We start from the raw sequence: 18727 nt of genomic DNA on the forward strand, positions 1-18727 counted from the left end.
CCCCACCCACGGCGAAATGGTTCAGGGTCTCTTTCACACTCGTTACCAGGTTGGATCAACGACATCTTTTACTGATTCATGACTTTTTTATACTGGGACATATTGATAATACAGACACTTTATTCTACTCCACCGTCACACTCTTCGCCAAATTCCGCGGCTTGTCGACGTCGTGACCGAGCGCCAGGGACGCGTAGTAGGACAGCAATTGCAGCGGCACGACCGACAGTGCCGGTGTAAGCAGCGCCAGCGTGTTCGGAATCGCGAACACCTCGTCGACTGATTTCGTCACCTCGGCAGCATTGCTGTCGTTCGTGACACCCAGTACGCGAGCGCCGCGTGCCTTCACTTCCTTAATGTTGCTCAGCGTCTTCTCGGCCAGCTCTTCCTGTGTCACCAGCGCAATAACCGGAGTCCCTTCCTCAATCAGCGCCAGTGTGCCATGCTTCAGCTCGCCCGCTGCATATGCCTCGGAGTGAATATAGGAGATCTCCTTCAGCTTCAGCGAGCCTTCCTGCGCCACCGCATAGTCCAGACCGCGGCCAATGAAGAACAGGCTGCTGTGCTTCGTCACAGACTCAGCGATCCGCTTCAGCTCCTCCGCCTGCTCCAGCAAGGTCTCGACCTTCTCCGGCAACGCCAGCAGCTCGCCAGCTACATTACTGATGAACGCCTGGTCACGCGTCTCCAGCGATTGGGCCAGATACAGACCCACCAGATAAAATGCAATCAGTTGGGACGAATAAGCCTTCGTCGACGCTACCGCAATCTCCGGCCCTGCCCAGGTGGTCACCACATCATCCGCTTCACGAGCCACCGAGCTGCCCACTACATTCGTAATCGCCCAGACACGTGCGCCACAGCGCTTCGCTTCACGTAGTGCCGCCAGCGTATCTGCCGTTTCACCCGATTGGCTAACTACAATGACCAGCGTATCCTCCGTAATGATCGGACTGCGGTATCGGTACTCCGATGCCACATCCGTTTCTACCGGAATACGAGCCAACTGCTCGATCACTGTCTTGCCAACCAATCCAGCATGATAAGCTGTGCCGCAAGCGACAATATGAATCTTGCGGATCGCCTTCAATTGATCGACAGTCATGCCGATCTCCTTGAGCGAGATCGTCTGACCATCCTCCGAGATCCGTCCCAGCATCGTCTCACGGTACGCTTTAGGCTGCTCGTAGATTTCCTTCAGCATGAAATGATCGAATCCGGCCTTTTCTGCCGTGATCAAATCCCAATCGACATGAAATATTTCCTTGGAAATATTCTCACCGGCAATCGACAGCAATTCGACGCCATCGCGTGTCAGGATCGCCATTTCGCCGTCGTCCAGAATATAGACATCACGCGTATGCTCTAATATAGCCGGGATGTCCGAGCCAATGAAGTTCTCCCCTTCGCCAATCCCGATAACCAGCGGACTAGCGTAGCGCACGGCGATGAGTCGATCTGGCTCATATTCGGTCAGCACGCCCAAGGCGAAGGCGCCGCGCATTCTTTTTACCGCACGCTGTACTGCGGTCACAATATTCCCATCATATTCGGAAGCGATGAGATGCGAGATAACCTCCGTATCGGTCTCCGATACGAAATGTCTTCCCTGCAGGCTTAACTCCTCGCGCAGCTCCAGATAGTTCTCAATAATTCCATTATGAACGACAGAAAATTTCGTCGAGTTATCTGTATGCGGATGCGAGTTAACATCCGAAGGCTTGCCGTGAGTTGCCCAGCGTGTATGCCCGATGCCAATCGTGCCGTGCAGCGGCTGCCCCTGCAGCTTCTCCTCCAGCACAGCCAGACGGCCCTTGGATTTACTGATCTCCAGTCCCCTCTCGGTAAACACAGCAATACCAGCCGAATCATAGCCACGGTATTCCAGCTTCTTCAGACCTTCCACCAAAATCCCCTGCGAATCTCTCGTCCCAATATATCCAACAATTCCACACATCGTGTAACAGACCTCCGTATCATCTATTAGTGGCGACACGGATGCCTGATGCTCATGCGGCAAGAGAATGCATCTTCCAAATATGCAATTGTCACGTTCTCCTGAAGCCGATGAGATCGGCACCGTGAACGCATAAGCTACCGCATCGCTGCTGTCAACGCAGCAGACGTCCTGCGGTCTATCGTCCTGTATGCAGCCTATTCATGTAGGTGATATCCTGCTACCCTTCTGCTACCCTACAGACTGTAAGACGTATTCCTTCCGAATCAAAGCCAGAGTCGAAGCTCATTCCATTCGATTCAACACGCACACGTACAAATTCGAATTAGACATATAAGACCGGTTCCCCAGCAACAATCAATCCTTGGGATCTGTAGGATGACCCTACGCCCCTACTCCTAGCCAAGCTTGCGGAACACAACTATCACTGCCCACTGCGCATCTCATATCTTGGCATTGTCCATCACGAACCAGAACCATTAAGGAATGGTTATCTCAGTGTTACTTAAATAAGCATCCTGCCGAACCTTTGTCCGATCAGTTACCCGATCGTTTTGCGTTTCGGCTTGCGGTCTGGATGAATAACCGAAGGGTCCCCGCCGAATGAATCCGAACACCCTTACCTCGTCAGCTCGCTGCAATCCCTGTTTCTCTCCCGTGGCGATTGTCTGATGCAAGCTCTGGCGCTTGTATTGCTATCTAACCTCTACCCTGCCTTTCCTGCTTGAGTCATACTACATATCATATTCAATTTCTTCTCCAGTTGCAACCTTTGCTGTGAGAGCCTTGCTGTAAGTATTTCTTAACTGCATGGGCTCCATCTTAATTCACACTAAACGACCCATACCTTGGGTTCTTGCGCCGCCGCAGGAATGAGGGGCCTCCGTCCAACCGGATAACCCGCTCTTCCCGCCTAACATCAAGTGACATTAGCCTAGCTCGGCACGCACCACATCGACGATCTGATCGACATAACGCTGCACCAGCTCCTTGTCAGGGCCTTCAGCCATGACGCGGATCAGGGATTCTGTACCGGATGGCCGCACAAGCACGCGACCATTATCGCCTAGCTCCTGCTCAACCGCCGTCGCTGCCGCTTGGATGGCCACATTGCCTTCATATAGGCTCTTGTCAGCTACACGCACATTCACCAGCACCTGCGGGTACTTGCGCATCAGTTGCTTCGCCTCACTCAGCTTGCGTCCGGCAGCAACCAGAGTATCAACCAACTGCAGCGCCGTCAAGATACCGTCGCCTGTCGTATTATAATCAAGGAAAATGACATGCCCCGATTGCTCCCCGCCCAGATTAAACCCGCCGCGCCGCATTTCCTCCATTACATAACGGTCTCCAACAGCCGTCTGTGCTGTATTTAAACCAAGTGCTTCTGCTCCCTTGAAGAAGCCGATATTCGCCATGACCGTCGTGACGATGGTATCATCCTTTAATGTGCCTGCACGCTTCATCGCATCGCCACAGATGGTCAGGATATAATCGCCGTCCACCTCTTCACCCGTCTCGTCGATGGCGATCAGCCTGTCGGCATCACCATCAAACGACAAGCCAAGATCGGCCTGATGCGCCAGCACCTGCTCCCGCAAATATTCTGGATGCGTCGAACCGACGCCATCATTGATATTCAGACCATTCGGCTCCGCGCCTACCGTTATCACTTCCGCGCCCAATTGACGGAACACTGCTGGTGCAAGCTCATAGGCCGAGCCGTGCGCGCAATCCAGCACGATCTTGACGCCGCCGAATGAATGCTTCACAGTCGTCTTGAGAAACTGGACATACTGCTCCTTGGCATCCTCCAGCACCGTCACCGTACCGATGGCTCCCCCTTCTGGACGAGGTAGCTCATCTTGCACCGCATCCATTAACTGCTCAATCGCAAGCTCTGTGTCGTCAGACAGCTTGAAGCCATCGCCCCCGAAGAACTTAATGCCATTATCCTCTACCGGGTTATGGGAAGCCGAGATCATTACCCCGGCATCCGCACCCAGCTTGCGGGTCAAGTACGCAACCGCCGGCGTAGACACGACACCAAGCCGAATAACGCTCGCCCCGATCGACAGCAATCCCGCGATCAGCGCCGCCTCCAGCATTGGGCCTGAGATACGTGTATCGAGGCCAATGACCACCTTAGGCTTCTCCGCTTGCCCGGCAAGCACATACCCGCCGCAGCGTCCGATTTTGTAAGCCAGTTCAGGTGTAAGCTCCCGATTCGCCACGCCTCTTACACCGTCAGTTCCGAAATATTTCCCCATGTCGTACTATCCCCTTTGAACGTTATATCACAACTAAGTTGCATCTTTCCCATTCCATGCCACAGCAATCAGGCGAACTTCCTCTTCCTTATCCCGCCCAATATCCACCTGCTTTCACTCATCGTTCAGTGATCGCAGCTAGCCGCCGATCCTCCTGGTCACATTGCTTGCTGTGCCATTGCCAGCATTGTTAGCCCCGGTAGACTCCCCGGTCGCATCGCTGCCTCCAGCCTCCTCGTCGCTATCCGTAGCGCCATGACTGTTCGAGCCGCTGTGGCTGGAGCCGCTATTATTACTACTTCCGCTATTAGTGGCTCCGCTGTTTGATGAACCATTACTGCTATTCCCGGACTTGCCTCCGCTGCTTGTTCCGGTTCCTCCCGAATTGGAAGCATTGTTATCAGGACCAGCCTCCTGCGTTGGCGAGTCTTCAGCGCGTTCATCAGGCGGCGCGACCGTCTCACGGCTCTCGATGATGTCTACGACCGCCGTCAGCCTCGGCTCCTCCAGCTCGACATATGCAGGCAGCGTCACCTCCAGCTCGACCGTATGCCGACCAGGGGCGAGGCCGCTCAGTTCAGCAGACAGCCGAATATCCCCCGCACCGATCTCCGCCAGATTGCTCGGCGCACCGCGCACCTGAATGTCCATGCTCCCGCTCTCTGGCGTCACGAATCGGCTATCCAGCCCTTCAGACAGCCCGGTAACTGTAATCGGAACCTGCGGCAGCGTCCGCGTCTCATGCGGTGTCACCTCAATGCTTAGCGTCGCCTTGTCAGGGCTGACCGCTGCCAGCCCATTCATGGGCTTCAACTCGACCGTCAGCGCCCCGCTCTCCTTAATGGAGGACAGATTGACAACCACATTGTCGAAGTAACTGTATTTGTCCAGCTCTGTCTGCGGGCCGTATACGGTGACCTGCTGGATATCCGGCTTTACGGAGACCAGACTCAGCCCGCTCGGCAGCGTGCCCGTATAGCTCACTCTCAGCGGCAATATCTTGGACGGCTTCGTGATCGGCACTTCAACCTCGACAGTCTCCGGTTTAACGACCGCGTCCGGTATTTCAGCTCCCGACTTGTCATAGACGGCCAGCTTCACCTTCTTGGCAGTCACTGTATTCTCCTGCTTGTCGATCGATATGGCCGCGACGACAGAGCCCACCTGCGACATATAATCCGTCGGCAAGGTGACCTGCACTGTCCCGCTTGGCCTGACGACAGGGGTGCCCGCCTTATAATCATTGGCCGGTGTACCTGTTGTCTTCACCTGGACATTATACGCCTTCGTCTCCATCGGCTCCAGCAGCACCGTCACGCGTGCCGGCGACAGCTCGATAATATCCACGCGCTTAGGCGTCTTTACCTTAATCGGTAAGATATGCTGCCCATCGCCTATACCTGTCACATCTACATATACCTTGTAGTCATCCTCGGAAGCCGATAATAGATCAGCGAACGTCCCTTTAGCCATCATACGCACAACGCTTGGCTCAAGTAAGCGAAGGTCATGTTTATTTTCATCCAGACCCTCCACCTGAATCTTCACCGCACCGTATTCCTTTGTATCCAACGTAGTCTTCGAAGCACCTGGCGTCTGTGGATCAAAATGAACCGTTGCCCACAGCAGCAGCGCGAGCAGCACCGAGACCACCTTCAAAATATTGGGGTTGTTCAGCCACTTATCCATCTTGCCCCCCCTTCCTCTTCCAGAAGGCAACCTTGGACGCTCCCTTGGCAGGCATCGATTTCGGAGACAGCTCCTCGAACAGCTTAGAAATGAGCGACTCCTGCTTAATGTCGCGCACAACCATTCCTCCCAGCGCCAGCGATACCTGACCGGTCTCCTCGGAGACGACGACGGAGATCGCATCGCACACCTCACTGATTCCAATCGCCGCGCGGTGACGTGTGCCTAGCTCCTTGCTGATGAATGGGTTCTCAGATAACGGAAGATAGCAGCCCGCCGCCATAATCTGATTGCCTCGAATAATAACCGCTCCATCATGCAGCGGTGTATTGGGTATGAACAGATTAATCATCAGCTCCGAGCTGATGAGAGATTCCATACGGATGCCCGACTCAATATATTCATTAAGCCCGGTCTCCCGCTCGAAGACGATGAGCGCACCGATCTTTCGGGCCGACAGATAATTGACGGACTTAATAATATGATTAATACGATCGTTAATATCCCGGTCGCCCCCGCTCGAGCGAACGAATAATTTCCCCCGGCCAAGCTGCTCCAGCGCACGCCGCACCTCTGGCTGGAACAGGATCAAGATGACCGTAATAATACCGAAGGTAAATAGCTGGCTCATCAACCACTTGAGCGTATACAGATTGAACCATGTGCTTAGCGCCCAGGCCGCGGCGAGCACGAAGATCCCCTTTAACAATTGTACCGCACGTGTTCCGCGCACCAGCAAGAACAATTTATATATTATAAAACTGACGACGCTCACATCAATCAGATTTTTGATCCAGTCTATCCAGGTCAGTTCCGCTAAATAGCCCATCAACAGCCAACCTCCATCGACCCGCCGAAGCTGTTCAATTTATAATGTTCACAATTATCTCTGTAATGTTCCAGCTTATCCGAATAATTATATTCTAACCTAGGGCGTGTCTGAAAACTCTGAACGGATCAGATCTGGCCGAATTTTCGTTCCAGGCAAGGCGCTTTTTCGCAGGCGTACCGGGGTACGTCAAGAAAAGGCAACGCAGCATGGGGCGAAAAGGCGGGGCGAGATGCCCTTGAACGGGTGTTCAGACACGACCTAATTATCTTCTATATTACGCCCGGAAATCCTCTATTTCAAGCGTTAACGGCTTGGCGTACTTGGCATGCCAAGCTTCGTTCCGCGTAGATATAGAAGATCAGGATCAGCAATACCGCTTATTTCCCTTATATATCAAGCGTTAACAGCTGAGCGCACTTGGCACGCCAAGCTTATCAAAAAAAAGCCTCTCTGTCACCAGAGAGGCGGTTATTGCTCAGTAGGTCAGACCGCTGACTGTCTTTGACACCTTGTACCAGAGCCAATCGAGCGCCTGATTAATCTCACGGTTCTCACCGACGATCTTGGCCGTGGAGGCCAGCTTGAGAGAGCCGTCGATGACGGTCAGATTTCCCTTCACTTCACCTTGAATATCCGCGGTGCCGTTCTCTATCGTCAGATCGCCGCTAATCTGAACGCCAGGCGGCACAATCACTGTATCGCCCTCAATAATGATGCGTTGCAGATCCTCTCCGGCGCCCCGCACGATCAACTCGGTGCCTTGATCCCACATTGCAAAAAAGCTTGTCATCATGACGAGCAAAAAAACAGCCGCCGCCGTAATCGCGGGATGCCGATGTACCCACTGCACCCAGCTATAGGTACGCTTCCGCTCCGGCAACTGCTGCATGATGCGGCTCGTCAGCGCAGCAACGGCCTGCTCTGAACGCCCCTTGCCATCCAAGCGGCTCTCCGAAAGGCCGCAGATCATGGCAGTGTGCGTGAATGCTTCCGTGCGCTGCAACTGTTCAAACCGCTTGGCGCAGCTTGGGCAGATGTTCATATGCTCTTTCAGCTTAATCTTATCTTCCCTTGGCAGTTCGTCGTCTAAATAATCATGCATCATGACGATGGCGACGTTGCATTCCATGGCAGCCAATCCTTTCTGTAAAATGCTGGCATGCCACACATTAGCCGAATCTCGTCCCGGCAACGCATGGCACATGAACATACAAGAGTGGTTACGTGGCATTGCCGCCTTGCACTCTTATAATTCGTAAGATGATACTCGTATACGATACGTGGCAGTCAAATAGAAGGTTTCATTTTTTTTGCGAATCTAAAGATTTCCTAAAATTTTTGCCCAAATCTCGATCTATAAACATCAAAGAACACGTTCTAATTTTTTCCTCAGAAATTCCCTGCCCCGATGCACTCGCGTCTTGACTGTCGTAACAGGCATGCCAAGCACATCACCAATCTCCTGCAGTGACATCTCCTGCAAATAGCGCAGTACCATAACTGTCTTGTACTTCACCGGCAACGTCGCGATCGCTTCATGGATAATACGCTGTGTCTCCGAGAGCAGCACCTCGCTCTCTGGAGTCCGGTTGTCACTGGGGATCATCGAATAGCCATCCAGTCCCTCGTGATCGGTAGGCTGGGCGTCGAGTGAATAGCTTGGTTTGCGCTTGCGGAGTCGGTCAATGCATAAGTTCGTCGCAATGCGGTAAATCCATGTCGAAAATTTCAACTTCTCATCGTAGCGTTCCATATGATGATGCACACGCAAGAAAGCGTCCTGCACGACATCCTCGGCCTCCTGACGGTTGCCAAGCATTCGGTACGCCATATGGTACAGCTTTTCTTGGTACAGTCTGACAATTTCGGCGAACGCCTGCTGGTCGCCCTTGAGAGATAATCGCACTAAATGCGCTTCTATAGATATCACGAATATTCCTCCAAACGAGCCAGTTTGGCCGGAGCGTGTTTCGATGGTAGTGGTGGTAGTCAGTGAACGGAATCATACATTGTATATGTGCAGGAGAAGGCTGGGCGCCGGACACCCCTATAGCGGCGTCCACGCCCAGCCTGCTGCGCTCATACAACAGTATGCTTGCTGGCTAATTCTATCCTGTATTACGCAAACCTGCTGCGATGCCATTGATGGTCAACAACACCTCGCGTAGCAGCTCGGCGTCATCCTCGTCTCTGGCACGAAGTGCGCGCAGCTCTTGAAGCAGCAGCACCTGAAGGTAGCTGAGCGGATCCACATACGGATTCCGCAGACGGATCGATTCCTGAATGACAGGCACATTATCCAAAATTTCTTGCTGACCTGAGATCTTCAAGATCATATCCGAGGTCAATTGATATTCCTGCTCGATCAGCCCGAAGATCCGTCCACGAATCTCGTCATCCTTAATCATCGACGCGTATTCTCTGGCGATTGTCAGATCAGCCTTGGCGAGCGCCATCTGCAGATTATCGATCAGCGAACGGAAGAATGGGAAATGCTCATACATTTGCTTGAGCGTATTCAGATTCTCGTCCTTCCCATCCACATATTGCTGCAGCGCTGTACCGGCCGCATACCATGCTGGCAGCAGATAGCGGCTCTGCGTCCAGGCGAATACCCAAGGAATCGCCCGCAGATCCTCAAATCGGTCGCTGTTCTTGCGCTTGGATGGGCGTGAACCGATGTTCAATTCACCAATCTCAGCAAGCGGCGTCGATTCGCGGAAGAAGGTCAGGAAGTCCGGGTCGCGGAAAATCAGATCCTGATATTTGTCTTGTGCCGTCTCAGAGATCGACTTGGCAATCTGCTCCCACTGCTCCTTCGTTCCATCCTCGAGCTGTTGCGAAGGGAACTTGGCCAGCCGAGCAGAGGTAATCAGCGCCCATGTCGCCTGCTCCAGGCTCCGGTAAGCAATACCCTGCATCGAATAGCGGGATGAGAGCACTTCGCCCTGCTCCGTGATCTTGATGCCGCCGCCCACTGTATGAGGTGGCTGCGCCAGGATACTGCGGTTAAGCGGCATACCCCCGCGGCCAAGCGCTCCGCCGCGCCCATGGAAGAACTTGAGCTTGACATCATAGGCGCCTGCTGCAGCCGTAATCTCCTTCAACGCTACACGCAGCTCCCAGTTCGCTGTCACTACGCCGCCATCCTTGTTGCTGTCCGAGTAGCCGAGCATAATTTCTTGCAGATCGCCACGAGCCGTTACGGCGCTACGGTAGATCGGCAACTCGAATAAGCGCGACATAATGGCAGGTGCCGCATGCAGGTCATCGATGGTCTCGAATAGCGGAACGGATTGGAGCGTGCAGATCGTCGTGCCATCGGCCTCCTGACGGAACAGCCCCACCTCCTTGGCGAATACCATCACCTCAAGCAGGTCGCTCGCGCCCTGTGTCATGCTGATCAGATAGCTGGAGATGCAATTCACGCCGAACTCCTGCTGCGCACGATACACGGTGTGATACACATCCAGACATTCGCGCGTACCTTCCGAATACGTCAGATATGGCGAGGTTAATGGACGAGGGTCCTGCAGCAGACGGTGCAGCAGCTCGATCTTCTCATCCTCATGAAGCGCCGCATAATCTGCCGTGATGTCCATCTTCGCCAGTATCTCTGCCATAGCGTTCTCATGTTCTTTGCTATGCTGACGGATGTCCAGCGCAGACAGGTGGAAGCCGAACAGCTCAACCTGGCGAATCAGCTTGCGGATATAGGTGTCCGCGACGTAATCAGCATAGTGGTGGCGCAGGCTACGGTCGATGATGTACAGATCCTGCTTCAATTCCTCAGGCGAATTATAGCGCTTGCCTGAGCCCTTCAGCGACTCGTCCCGAGTGTTCACCAGCTTCTCCAGCATGAAGGCGACCTTCACACGGTATGGCTCCTTGCCGTCGCGCCGCAACGCCACGCACTGCACCTCGCCAACCATCTCCTCATCCTTGCGGATCGAGTCGAACAGCTCCTGCGGAATTTTGACGATATTCGCGCTGAAAGACAGCACGTTCATCAGTTCCTTCAATATAGATTCGTACTTCTCCAGCACGAGCTGGCGCTGCATCGTCAGTGTCTCCCATGTTACATCCGCCGTCACAGACGGATTGCCATCACGGTCACCGCCGATCCACGAACCAAACTTCAGATAAGTTGGCACATGCCAGTCGCGGCCTGGATAATATTTGTGCAGACAGCGCTCCAGCTCCTCATATACATTCGGCAGCACCTCGAACAGTGTCTCCTCGAAATAATACATGCCGTTGCGGACCTCATCCAGCACCGTAGGCTTACGGTCGCGCAGCTCATCTGTCTGCCACAGGGTCAGCACTTCATTCAACAGCTTCTCGCGCAGCTTCTCACGCTCGCGATACGTCAGCGTAGGGTTGTCCAGCTCCATCACATCTGCTGCCATCCGCTTATGAATATCCATCACCGCGCGGCGGGTCGCTTCGGTCGGATGCGCTGTCATAATCAGCTCCAGCGAAATCCCCGCCAGCATCTCCTCCACGTCCTCCACAGCGACATTCTGTTCCTTCAGCTTCTGGATTGCGCTCTCGATAGAGCCAGGCTGTACAGCCTCTCCGGCTGAACGCTCATAATCCCGCTTACGACGAATACGGTGGTTCTGCTCAGCGATATTCACTAATTGAAAATAAATAGCAAACGCCCGAACCACCTGATGGCGAATCTCGGGGCTCAAGCTGCCGGTAACCTTCTTGAATTCCTCGTAGAGCTCTGGCATGAACTCGGCTCGCAGCGTCTTGCTCATCTCGCGAATCTTCTCGACGATCTCCAGCAGCCCCTCGCCGCCCTGGTGGACGAGTACCTCGCCCAGAATGTTTCCTAGAAAGCGAACATCCCGGCGCAGCAGATTGCTCGGCTGCGAGCGGTTTGCCGTTACGGTAGTTTGTTCCGACATAACGTTCCTCCTGTTTGCATCACTTGCACCGACGCTTTTTCACTCTTACCATCATACTACAGCGAGCGCAGAACCGTAAAGAACAGCGAGCAAAAAGCCTTGACCAGGCAGAGATTATCTTCTTCCTGAACTGGAAGAACACTCATGCCGCTACGCCAGGCCATTCGCATAACCGCCATGAGCGGCCTTAGGGCAAACTTCAATCTCACGCCCGCCCTTCCTTAACTTTATGTTCGGCTGTGACCTGTTCGGCATACTCATCGAATTCCTTACATACATAACAGCCAACGCCTGACAGACATGCAAAAAAGCAACGGCTCTTAATCAGAACCACTGCTTTTTTACCGAAGTCCTCCATAGAGCCCATGCACGGCGTAGCTCCATTTGCAGGATGCATTCTTTCACGGCTGTTTCAGATTATAGAACGTATTGATCCCTTACATATAGTTGGCAATCGTAAAAAAATACATTATTCTATTCTACCTGAATAGCCCTCAGGATAAATCGATACGAGTTTAATTATTCCCTTAGTTTCTCTGAAGTATCAGCTATATTTTTTTCCCACAATAATTTCATTCCATGTGTTTTCATCTGTTACTGTTATTCTTGTGAGTACATCACTTTCAGAAGTAGCAGAGATCCATTTATCTGAATCATGCCCTTTATTTATGATAGTAAACAACCCAATCGTCGTCCGGGTTTGGGGTGAATTCAAACTCAAAAAATACATTATAGATAATGTTCCAATAATAAATAACACAATACCCATAATCCATTTCTTTGTCATTTCAACACTCCCTTAAATAAAGATAGACCCTCAGTGGGGTCAGGTCTACCTTTTTATCTTTTGTTTTAGGATTAGTAGATGCAGCCTCGTCATAACCGGAACTTGTAAATGAAATTGGGTCCCTGCACAGCCTACTGATGCAGCGTCTCCTCCTCATACTTGTTCAGCCGCATCCGCTTCGGGTTGCCTGCCACCTTCAGGAATCCCGTCTCTGTCGACAACACATGCTCCATAGAAGTAATGTGCTCGATCGCAGTAGCGAGCTGCTTCTGATTGCGCGTCTTCACGTTCAGCCTCATCTCCGTAATAATAACTGTCGACTGATCCGCCTTGCGTTCCTTCTCTGAACTGAATTTGACATGTACGATCCTGATTTTCTCCAGCTCGAGACTCGTGAAGATCTCATCCGTTACACCAGGGTGATCGATGATGCGAATCACCAGTTCATGATGTCTGCGATGCCGAAGCATCTGCGTCTCAATCTTGTTCAGCAGGAACAGGCTGACGAGCACGATGACCGTCGCCAGCACAGCGGTATACAGAAAGCCCGCTCCAACACACAGACCAATTGCCGCCACCACCCAGATCGAAGCGGCGGTCGTCAGGCCGGAGATCGTCGAGCCTGTTCGGAGGATCGCTCCCGCGCCCAAAAATCCGATCCCGCTGACCACCTGTGCCGCCAGACGAGCCGGGTCCATCCGCACATTGGCCTCATCGACGAATGCGCTGAAGCCATATGCCGACAGCAGCATAATGACCGTCGAGCCGATACATACCAGAATATGTGTGCGCAGCCCTGCCGCATGATTGCTCCACTCACGCTCCAGTCCGATCAATCCCCCAAGCGCAGCAGAGATTAACACCCGGATCGTCAAGTCCCATTCCGATATATGCCATACACTCTCCACATCGCGCCTCCTCTCGTATTAACGACCGTCCTCCTCATACACCGCCGCTGCCTTCACCTCATGATTCCACAGCACCGGGCTGCCTGCCGATACAGCGAGCGCCCCGGCCTGGAGCGTGTCATCGATCTCTCTCCCTGTACTGATCAGACCACCGGCAACAATCGGCAGCTCGGTCATCTGCGTCAGCTCACCAATAATCCGCGGCATAATGCCCGGCATCGCTTCGATCGCATCCGGCTTGCTCGTCTCCGCGCTCTTCACCCCACGCTCAAGTGCACTGCGATCGATCAGGAAGATGCGCTGAATCGTCATCAGTCCCTGCTCCCTGGCGAGCCGGATAACAGCGCTTTTGGTTGAGATGATACCTGTTGGCCGCACCGTGTGCGCTATATAGGTCACGCCGCTGCGGTCAGCGGCAATGCCCTCCACAAACTCCATATGGACAAATACATGCTTGCCCGCCTGCTTGATTCGCTCCACCAACGCTTGCACCGTGAAGATCGTACCGCATAGCAGAAAAATAACGTTGCACTTGCTCTGCAGCGCTTCCTCCAGCCCATCCTCCTTCTCCACAGCCGCAATCACCTGATGCTCCACTAGATCAACGATCGGATACATCCTGTTCCCCCCCCAAGGGTCATCTAAAGGTATAACCCGCCGCAGGTCGGCGCGAAGTTATATGGCCAGCAGCATCCTGCCACACTCCGCTCCCTGCCCCAGCAGACCAATCACCATATAGACTTCATTATAAGGGAATTGCCGCAGTTTTGCTTCAAATTCACCTGGAAAAAGAAAACGGCTGTGCCGCATGCGCCCCCAAGCCTGTCACTACTGGTGGGGGCGTATCTACGACGCAGCCTGCGATGGTTGCCATCTATATCCTATACTCTGGACATGCTAGGGAGCAACGTTGTTCCTATTTCCAATGAAGGCTTCATGATGCTCCCGATATTCATCCGGTGCAGCTCAGGGCGCCGCGACCTGATTACAAGTGGCGCCGATTCCTACGCGAGCCGTCCCCTGCTCCAGCCGCCGATGCTACTAGCGGTCAGCACTGTCCGGCGCGGGCGTAACTGCCTCCGTTAACTGCTGCTCCAGCTCAGCGGTATAGCTGGCAAGCTGCTCAGGCGTGTAGCTCAACCTCGATGCCATATGCGCAATGACCGCATCCTTATAGCGCCTTACCCACTCAATATCGAAGAACAGTGCGCCGGTGCGGCGGATGAAGAAGTCCACCGGCTTCGTCGCCATCTCATGGCGCAGCGCGTATTCCAGAGCGGCATACACCTCGGCTGGCAGCCTGCTGTCTGCCGCCTCCTGCCGCGCCTCGCCGATCAGGCCGTACACAACGGGCACATTCGCCCCATAGCGCCGGGTCAACTGCTCGGCAGTTGCCGCATCCAAGCCGAGCGCGTTGCCTGCTTGAATCTGCTCCCGCAGCAGCCGCTCGAAGCCCTCCGAGCCGCCTGTCTCGCCACCGGCGATCGGCAGCTTCTTGGTGACACAGCTCCGATAGGAGCCGGCGCCCTCGGCCTCCAGCTCGCGCTGCAGCATATCGGTGACGTGCTCCGCCATCTTGCGGTAGCCCGTCAGCTTGCCCCCGGCAATCGTGAACATGCCCGATTCAGAGCGCAGAACCTCGTCGCGCCGGGAAATCTCCGATGGCGACTTGCCCTCCTGATAGATCAATGGCCGCAAGCCTGCCCAGCTCGACTCCACATCCTTCGCCGTCAGGTTCAGCTCGGGGAACATGTAGTTGGCCGCTTCAAGAATATAATTCCGATCGTTCAAGGTCATACGCGGCGTGGCGCGTTCAGCCTGATAATCGGTATCTGTCGTGCCGACATAGGTTTTGCCCTCACGCGGAATTGCGAATACCATCCGCCCGTCCGGCGTATCGAAGTAGACCGCCTGCCTTAGCGGGAATCGGCTCGAATCGAACACCAGATGGACACCCTTGGTCAGGCGCAGCATTTTTCCTTTCTTGGACTGATCCTTCTCCCGCAACAGATCGACCCATGGGCCAGTCGCATTGACAATCTTGCGTGCGCGGAGGAGGAAGGATTGCCCGCTGATCTGATCCAGCACAGTGACGGCTGCCAGACGTCCATTCTCATAGTGTAGCTGATTAGCCATCGCATAGTTGACAGCTCGCCCGCCATGCTCGATGGCCTTCTTCATCACTTCGATCGTAAGCCTGGCATCATCTGTGCGGTATTCCACATAATATCCGCCCCCCAGCAGCCCTTGCTGCTTGAGCAGCGGCTCGCGATGCGCAGTCTCCTCCTTGCTAAGCATCTTGCGGCGCTCGCTCCGCTTCACCCCGGCCAAGAAATCATACAGCCGCAGACCAAACGAGGTCGAGAATGCGCCGAAGGTCCCCCCCTTGTGAAACGGCAGCAGCATCCACTCCGGTGTTGTCACATGAGGCCCATTCTCATATACAATCTCCCGCTCCTTGCCAACCTCTGCCACCATCTTGATCTCGAATTGCTTCAAGTACCGCAGCCCGCCATGCACCAGCTTCGTCGAACGGCTGGAGGTGCCTGCCGCAAAATCCTGCATCTCCACCAGTCCCGCCTTCATGCCACGTGTCTGTGCATCCAACAATATGCCCGCTCCGGTAATCCCGCCGCCGATCACCAGCACATCAAGCACTTCCTCCTCCATGCTCCGCAATAACTCCAATCGCCGCTGTGCCGCAAATTGCTGTGTCATCATGTTAGCCTCCTTCAGCCTACCTAGCTGCTCTTAGTATGATGGGGATGTATCGTATACATTCGTAAACTTTATAAGTAATGAGTGTTCATTGAAGCACAAAAAAGAACACACCTCACCCGTTAAACAGGTTGGATGTGTTCTCCTCATGTCTCCTCACATAAATAACCTACCCTGACTATACGGCTAAACAGCAGCATTTGTCAAGGGGCGAACGCCTAGCCAGCTAGGGGCATGCGCCCACCCTCTGGCACCTCTCATGACGAGACTACACGCGCTTAAAATGCCACATCAAGCTTTGGAAATCGCCATGCAGCCCTTCGATCGGCAAGCCCGCATGCATCAGGTAATCTCCGCCATATAAGCCCGTTGCCGTCTCATAATCCGCTTCCGGGTTCAGACCCTGCAGCCTTAGACGCTGCAATGGCGCATTCGGCTCTGCCAACACGCTGAAATAAAAGGCCACCGCCTCGCTCTGATCCTCCGAGACGATGATCCATGCCGTCTCATTGCCATCGAATGGACTGAGCAGCCGGTACAGGTTGCCGAACTGAATGAGCGGCCGAAGCTGCTTGTATTGCTCCACCTGATGCTTCACCAGCTCCTTCTCCTCATCGGTGAAGCGTGTCAGATCGAGCTCGTAGCCGAAATTGCCCGACATCGCCACATTGCCGCGCATCTCCAGCGAAGTGATTCGGTGTACCTGATGGTTCGGCACAGCAGATACATGCGCGCCCATCGAGCTGATCGGGTAGACCAGGCTCGTCCCGTATTGAATCTTGAGGCGGCTAACCGCATCGGTATTATCGCTCGTCCACGTCTGAGGCATATAATACAGCATGCCAGGGTCGAACCGTCCGCCTCCACCCGAGCAGCTCTCGAACAGAATATGCGGGAAAGCCTGCGTCAGCCGCTCCAGCACGCGATACAGGCCGAGCATGTAACGATGTGCTGTCTCCTGCTGACGTTCTGGACTGCGACCCGCCGAGCCAATCTCGGTCATGTTGCGGTTCATGTCCCACTTGACATACGTAATCGGCGCGCTGCCCAGTATCGCCTCCAGTTGCTCCGCAATCGCGTCGCATACCTCCTCGCGGGAGAAATCGAGAATAAGCTGCTGGCGCGCCTGCGTCCTGCGCCGACCCTCGACATGCAGGCACCAATCCGGGTGCTGCCGATACAGCTCGCTATCTGGCGAGATCATCTCCGGCTCGAACCAGAGGCCGAATTGCATATCCAGGCTGCGCACTCGCTGCACCAGATCCTCAAGCCCTCCCGGCAGCTTGCGCTTGTCCACGATCCAGTCGCCAAGCGAGCTGTTGTCGCTGTCGCGCTTTCCGAACCAGCCGTCATCGAGCACGAACAGCTCGATGCCCAGCTCCTGTCCGGCCTTGGCGATCTGCTCGATCTTGTCTGCGGTGAAGTCGAAGTAGGTCGCCTCCCAGTTATTCACCAGCACCGGGCGCGCCTCATCGCGGAAGCGTCCGCGGCACAGACGGGTGCGGTACAGCTTGTGATAGGTGCGCGACATGCCGCCCAGTCCCTCCGCGGAGTAGACCATGACAACCTCAGGCGTCTGGAACGACTGCCCCGGCTCCAGCAGCCAACTGAAGTTGAACGGGTTGATTCCCATCGTGACGCGCGTCGTCCTGTACGGCTCGACCTCTGCCTGAGCGGCGAAGCTGCCGCTGTAGACCAGACTGAAGCCATACACCTCGCCATGGCGCTCGGAGGCATCCTTCGACAACAGCGCCAGAAACGGATTATGTTGATGACTGCTTGCACCTCTGCGGCTCTCTACCCCCTGCATTCCCGAGGCAAGCGGGCGACGCTCAATGCTGCGCTCGCGCGCCCATGTACCTGACAGATGCAGCAGATCATATTCGCTATGATTCAGATCAACACTCATGCTGAGCGCGCGCAGCAGCTTCAACGGAGCATCCCCTGTATTCTCGAAGCGGACAGAGCGGGCGATCGCATCCAGATCGCGGAACACTGTATAAGACAGCACGATCTTGAGCGCTGCTACCTGATCCAGCAGCTCCACCTCCAGTGTCCATGCTTCCTCATCTTGCTCTGTATAGGTGGCGGGCAGCCCCTCCAGCACAGGCTTGCCTGCTATGATCCGATGACCAACATAGAGTGCCTCGGATACCGTAGAGCCGTCAGGACGCTGAATCTGATATGCCGGATGGCGCAGGTCTCCAGCTCCATAGGCAGGATACTCCTGTGGCAATGTATCCAGCGAGATACGCATATCATCAGGGAACGAGCTCGGCGAGAATGAGCAGCGCTCCTGCAACTGCAATATTCGTCCCAACTGCTGCTCGCGCAGGCGCGGTCCCCAATACACATGGGCAGGAACGCCCGTCTGAATCATTTGGATCACATAGCTTGTATGTTTGCCTTGCAAATGGAAGGTCTGGTCTGTTGCATTGTAGTGAATTGCCATAGTTAGCCTCCAGCCAATGTTCTATAGCGCCGCCAGGGCACTTATTAACAATATAACCGAAGCAACGTCAGATGATCAAATCACTACGTCACGATATAGCCATACCTCATCCACCCCGTTAATCGTTCAGGACATTGAAGGTTCATGAGGTTGAAGGTTCAGGACATTGAACGTTGAGGACATGAATGGTTTAGCACA

General features: G+C 54.3%; 13 protein-coding genes. All 13 read right to left on the reverse strand.

Annotated elements, in window-relative coordinates; all coding sequences use genetic code 11:
* Positions 1–124: 124 nt before the first annotated feature.
* The gene (glmS, locus tag ACY1JZ_RS22770; RefSeq protein WP_270168100.1) at positions 125–1957 is read right to left on the reverse strand and encodes a glutamine--fructose-6-phosphate transaminase (isomerizing); all 1833 of its coding nucleotides are present in this window, start codon (positions 1955–1957) and stop codon (positions 125–127) included.
* Between the two features lie 929 nt (positions 1958–2886).
* Positions 2887–4227: a phosphoglucosamine mutase gene (gene glmM / locus ACY1JZ_RS22775; protein WP_270168098.1), complete on the reverse strand. Its 1341-nt coding sequence runs from the start codon at positions 4225–4227 to the stop codon at positions 2887–2889.
* A gap of 138 nt (positions 4228–4365) precedes the next feature.
* The gene (locus ACY1JZ_RS22780) at positions 4366–5916 is read right to left on the reverse strand and encodes a CdaR family protein (protein ID WP_462631067.1); all 1551 of its coding nucleotides are present in this window, start codon (positions 5914–5916) and stop codon (positions 4366–4368) included.
* The gene (gene cdaA / locus ACY1JZ_RS22785; RefSeq protein ID WP_270168094.1) at positions 5909–6745 is read right to left on the reverse strand and encodes a diadenylate cyclase CdaA; all 837 of its coding nucleotides are present in this window, start codon (positions 6743–6745) and stop codon (positions 5909–5911) included. The genes ACY1JZ_RS22780 and cdaA overlap by 8 nt, the downstream gene beginning before the upstream one ends.
* Before the next feature lie 478 nt (positions 6746–7223).
* The gene (locus tag ACY1JZ_RS22790; protein WP_270168092.1) at positions 7224–7877 is read right to left on the reverse strand and encodes a zf-HC2 domain-containing protein; all 654 of its coding nucleotides are present in this window, start codon (positions 7875–7877) and stop codon (positions 7224–7226) included.
* Between the two features lie 234 nt (positions 7878–8111).
* Positions 8112–8678, reverse strand: coding sequence for an RNA polymerase sigma factor SigW (sigW, locus tag ACY1JZ_RS22795; protein ID WP_270168090.1), 567 nt, complete (start codon positions 8676–8678; stop codon positions 8112–8114).
* A 178-nt stretch (positions 8679–8856) separates the two neighbouring features.
* Positions 8857–11664, reverse strand: coding sequence for a phosphoenolpyruvate carboxylase (ppc, locus tag ACY1JZ_RS22800; RefSeq protein ID WP_462631068.1), 2808 nt, complete (start codon positions 11662–11664; stop codon positions 8857–8859).
* Between the two features lie 56 nt (positions 11665–11720).
* On the reverse strand, positions 11721–11873 hold the full coding sequence (locus tag ACY1JZ_RS22805; protein WP_462631069.1) for a hypothetical protein: 153 nt from the start codon (positions 11871–11873) through the stop codon (positions 11721–11723).
* A 335-nt stretch (positions 11874–12208) separates the two neighbouring features.
* Positions 12209–12451 carry a hypothetical protein gene (locus ACY1JZ_RS22810; protein ID WP_462631070.1) on the reverse strand — a complete coding sequence of 81 codons (243 nt, stop codon included), beginning with the start codon at positions 12449–12451 and terminating at the stop codon, positions 12209–12211.
* A gap of 131 nt (positions 12452–12582) precedes the next feature.
* Positions 12583–13359 (reverse strand): MgtC/SapB family protein, encoded by a 777-nt coding sequence (locus ACY1JZ_RS22815; protein ID WP_270168082.1) that lies wholly within the window; start codon positions 13357–13359, stop codon positions 12583–12585.
* Between the two features lie 18 nt (positions 13360–13377).
* Positions 13378–13977, reverse strand: a complete 600-nt coding sequence (locus tag ACY1JZ_RS22820; protein ID WP_462631071.1) for a glycerol-3-phosphate responsive antiterminator — start codon at positions 13975–13977, stop codon at positions 13378–13380.
* Positions 13978–14400: 423 nt separating this feature from the next.
* Complete coding sequence (locus ACY1JZ_RS22825) at positions 14401–16080, reverse strand: glycerol-3-phosphate dehydrogenase/oxidase (RefSeq protein ID WP_270168079.1); 1680 nt, start codon at positions 16078–16080, stop codon at positions 14401–14403.
* Between the two features lie 265 nt (positions 16081–16345).
* Positions 16346–18529: an alpha-galactosidase gene (locus tag ACY1JZ_RS22830; RefSeq protein ID WP_462631072.1), complete on the reverse strand. Its 2184-nt coding sequence runs from the start codon at positions 18527–18529 to the stop codon at positions 16346–16348.
* Between the last annotated feature and the right edge of the window lie 198 nt (positions 18530–18727).

The organism is Paenibacillus sp. J5, from assembly GCF_054955055.1.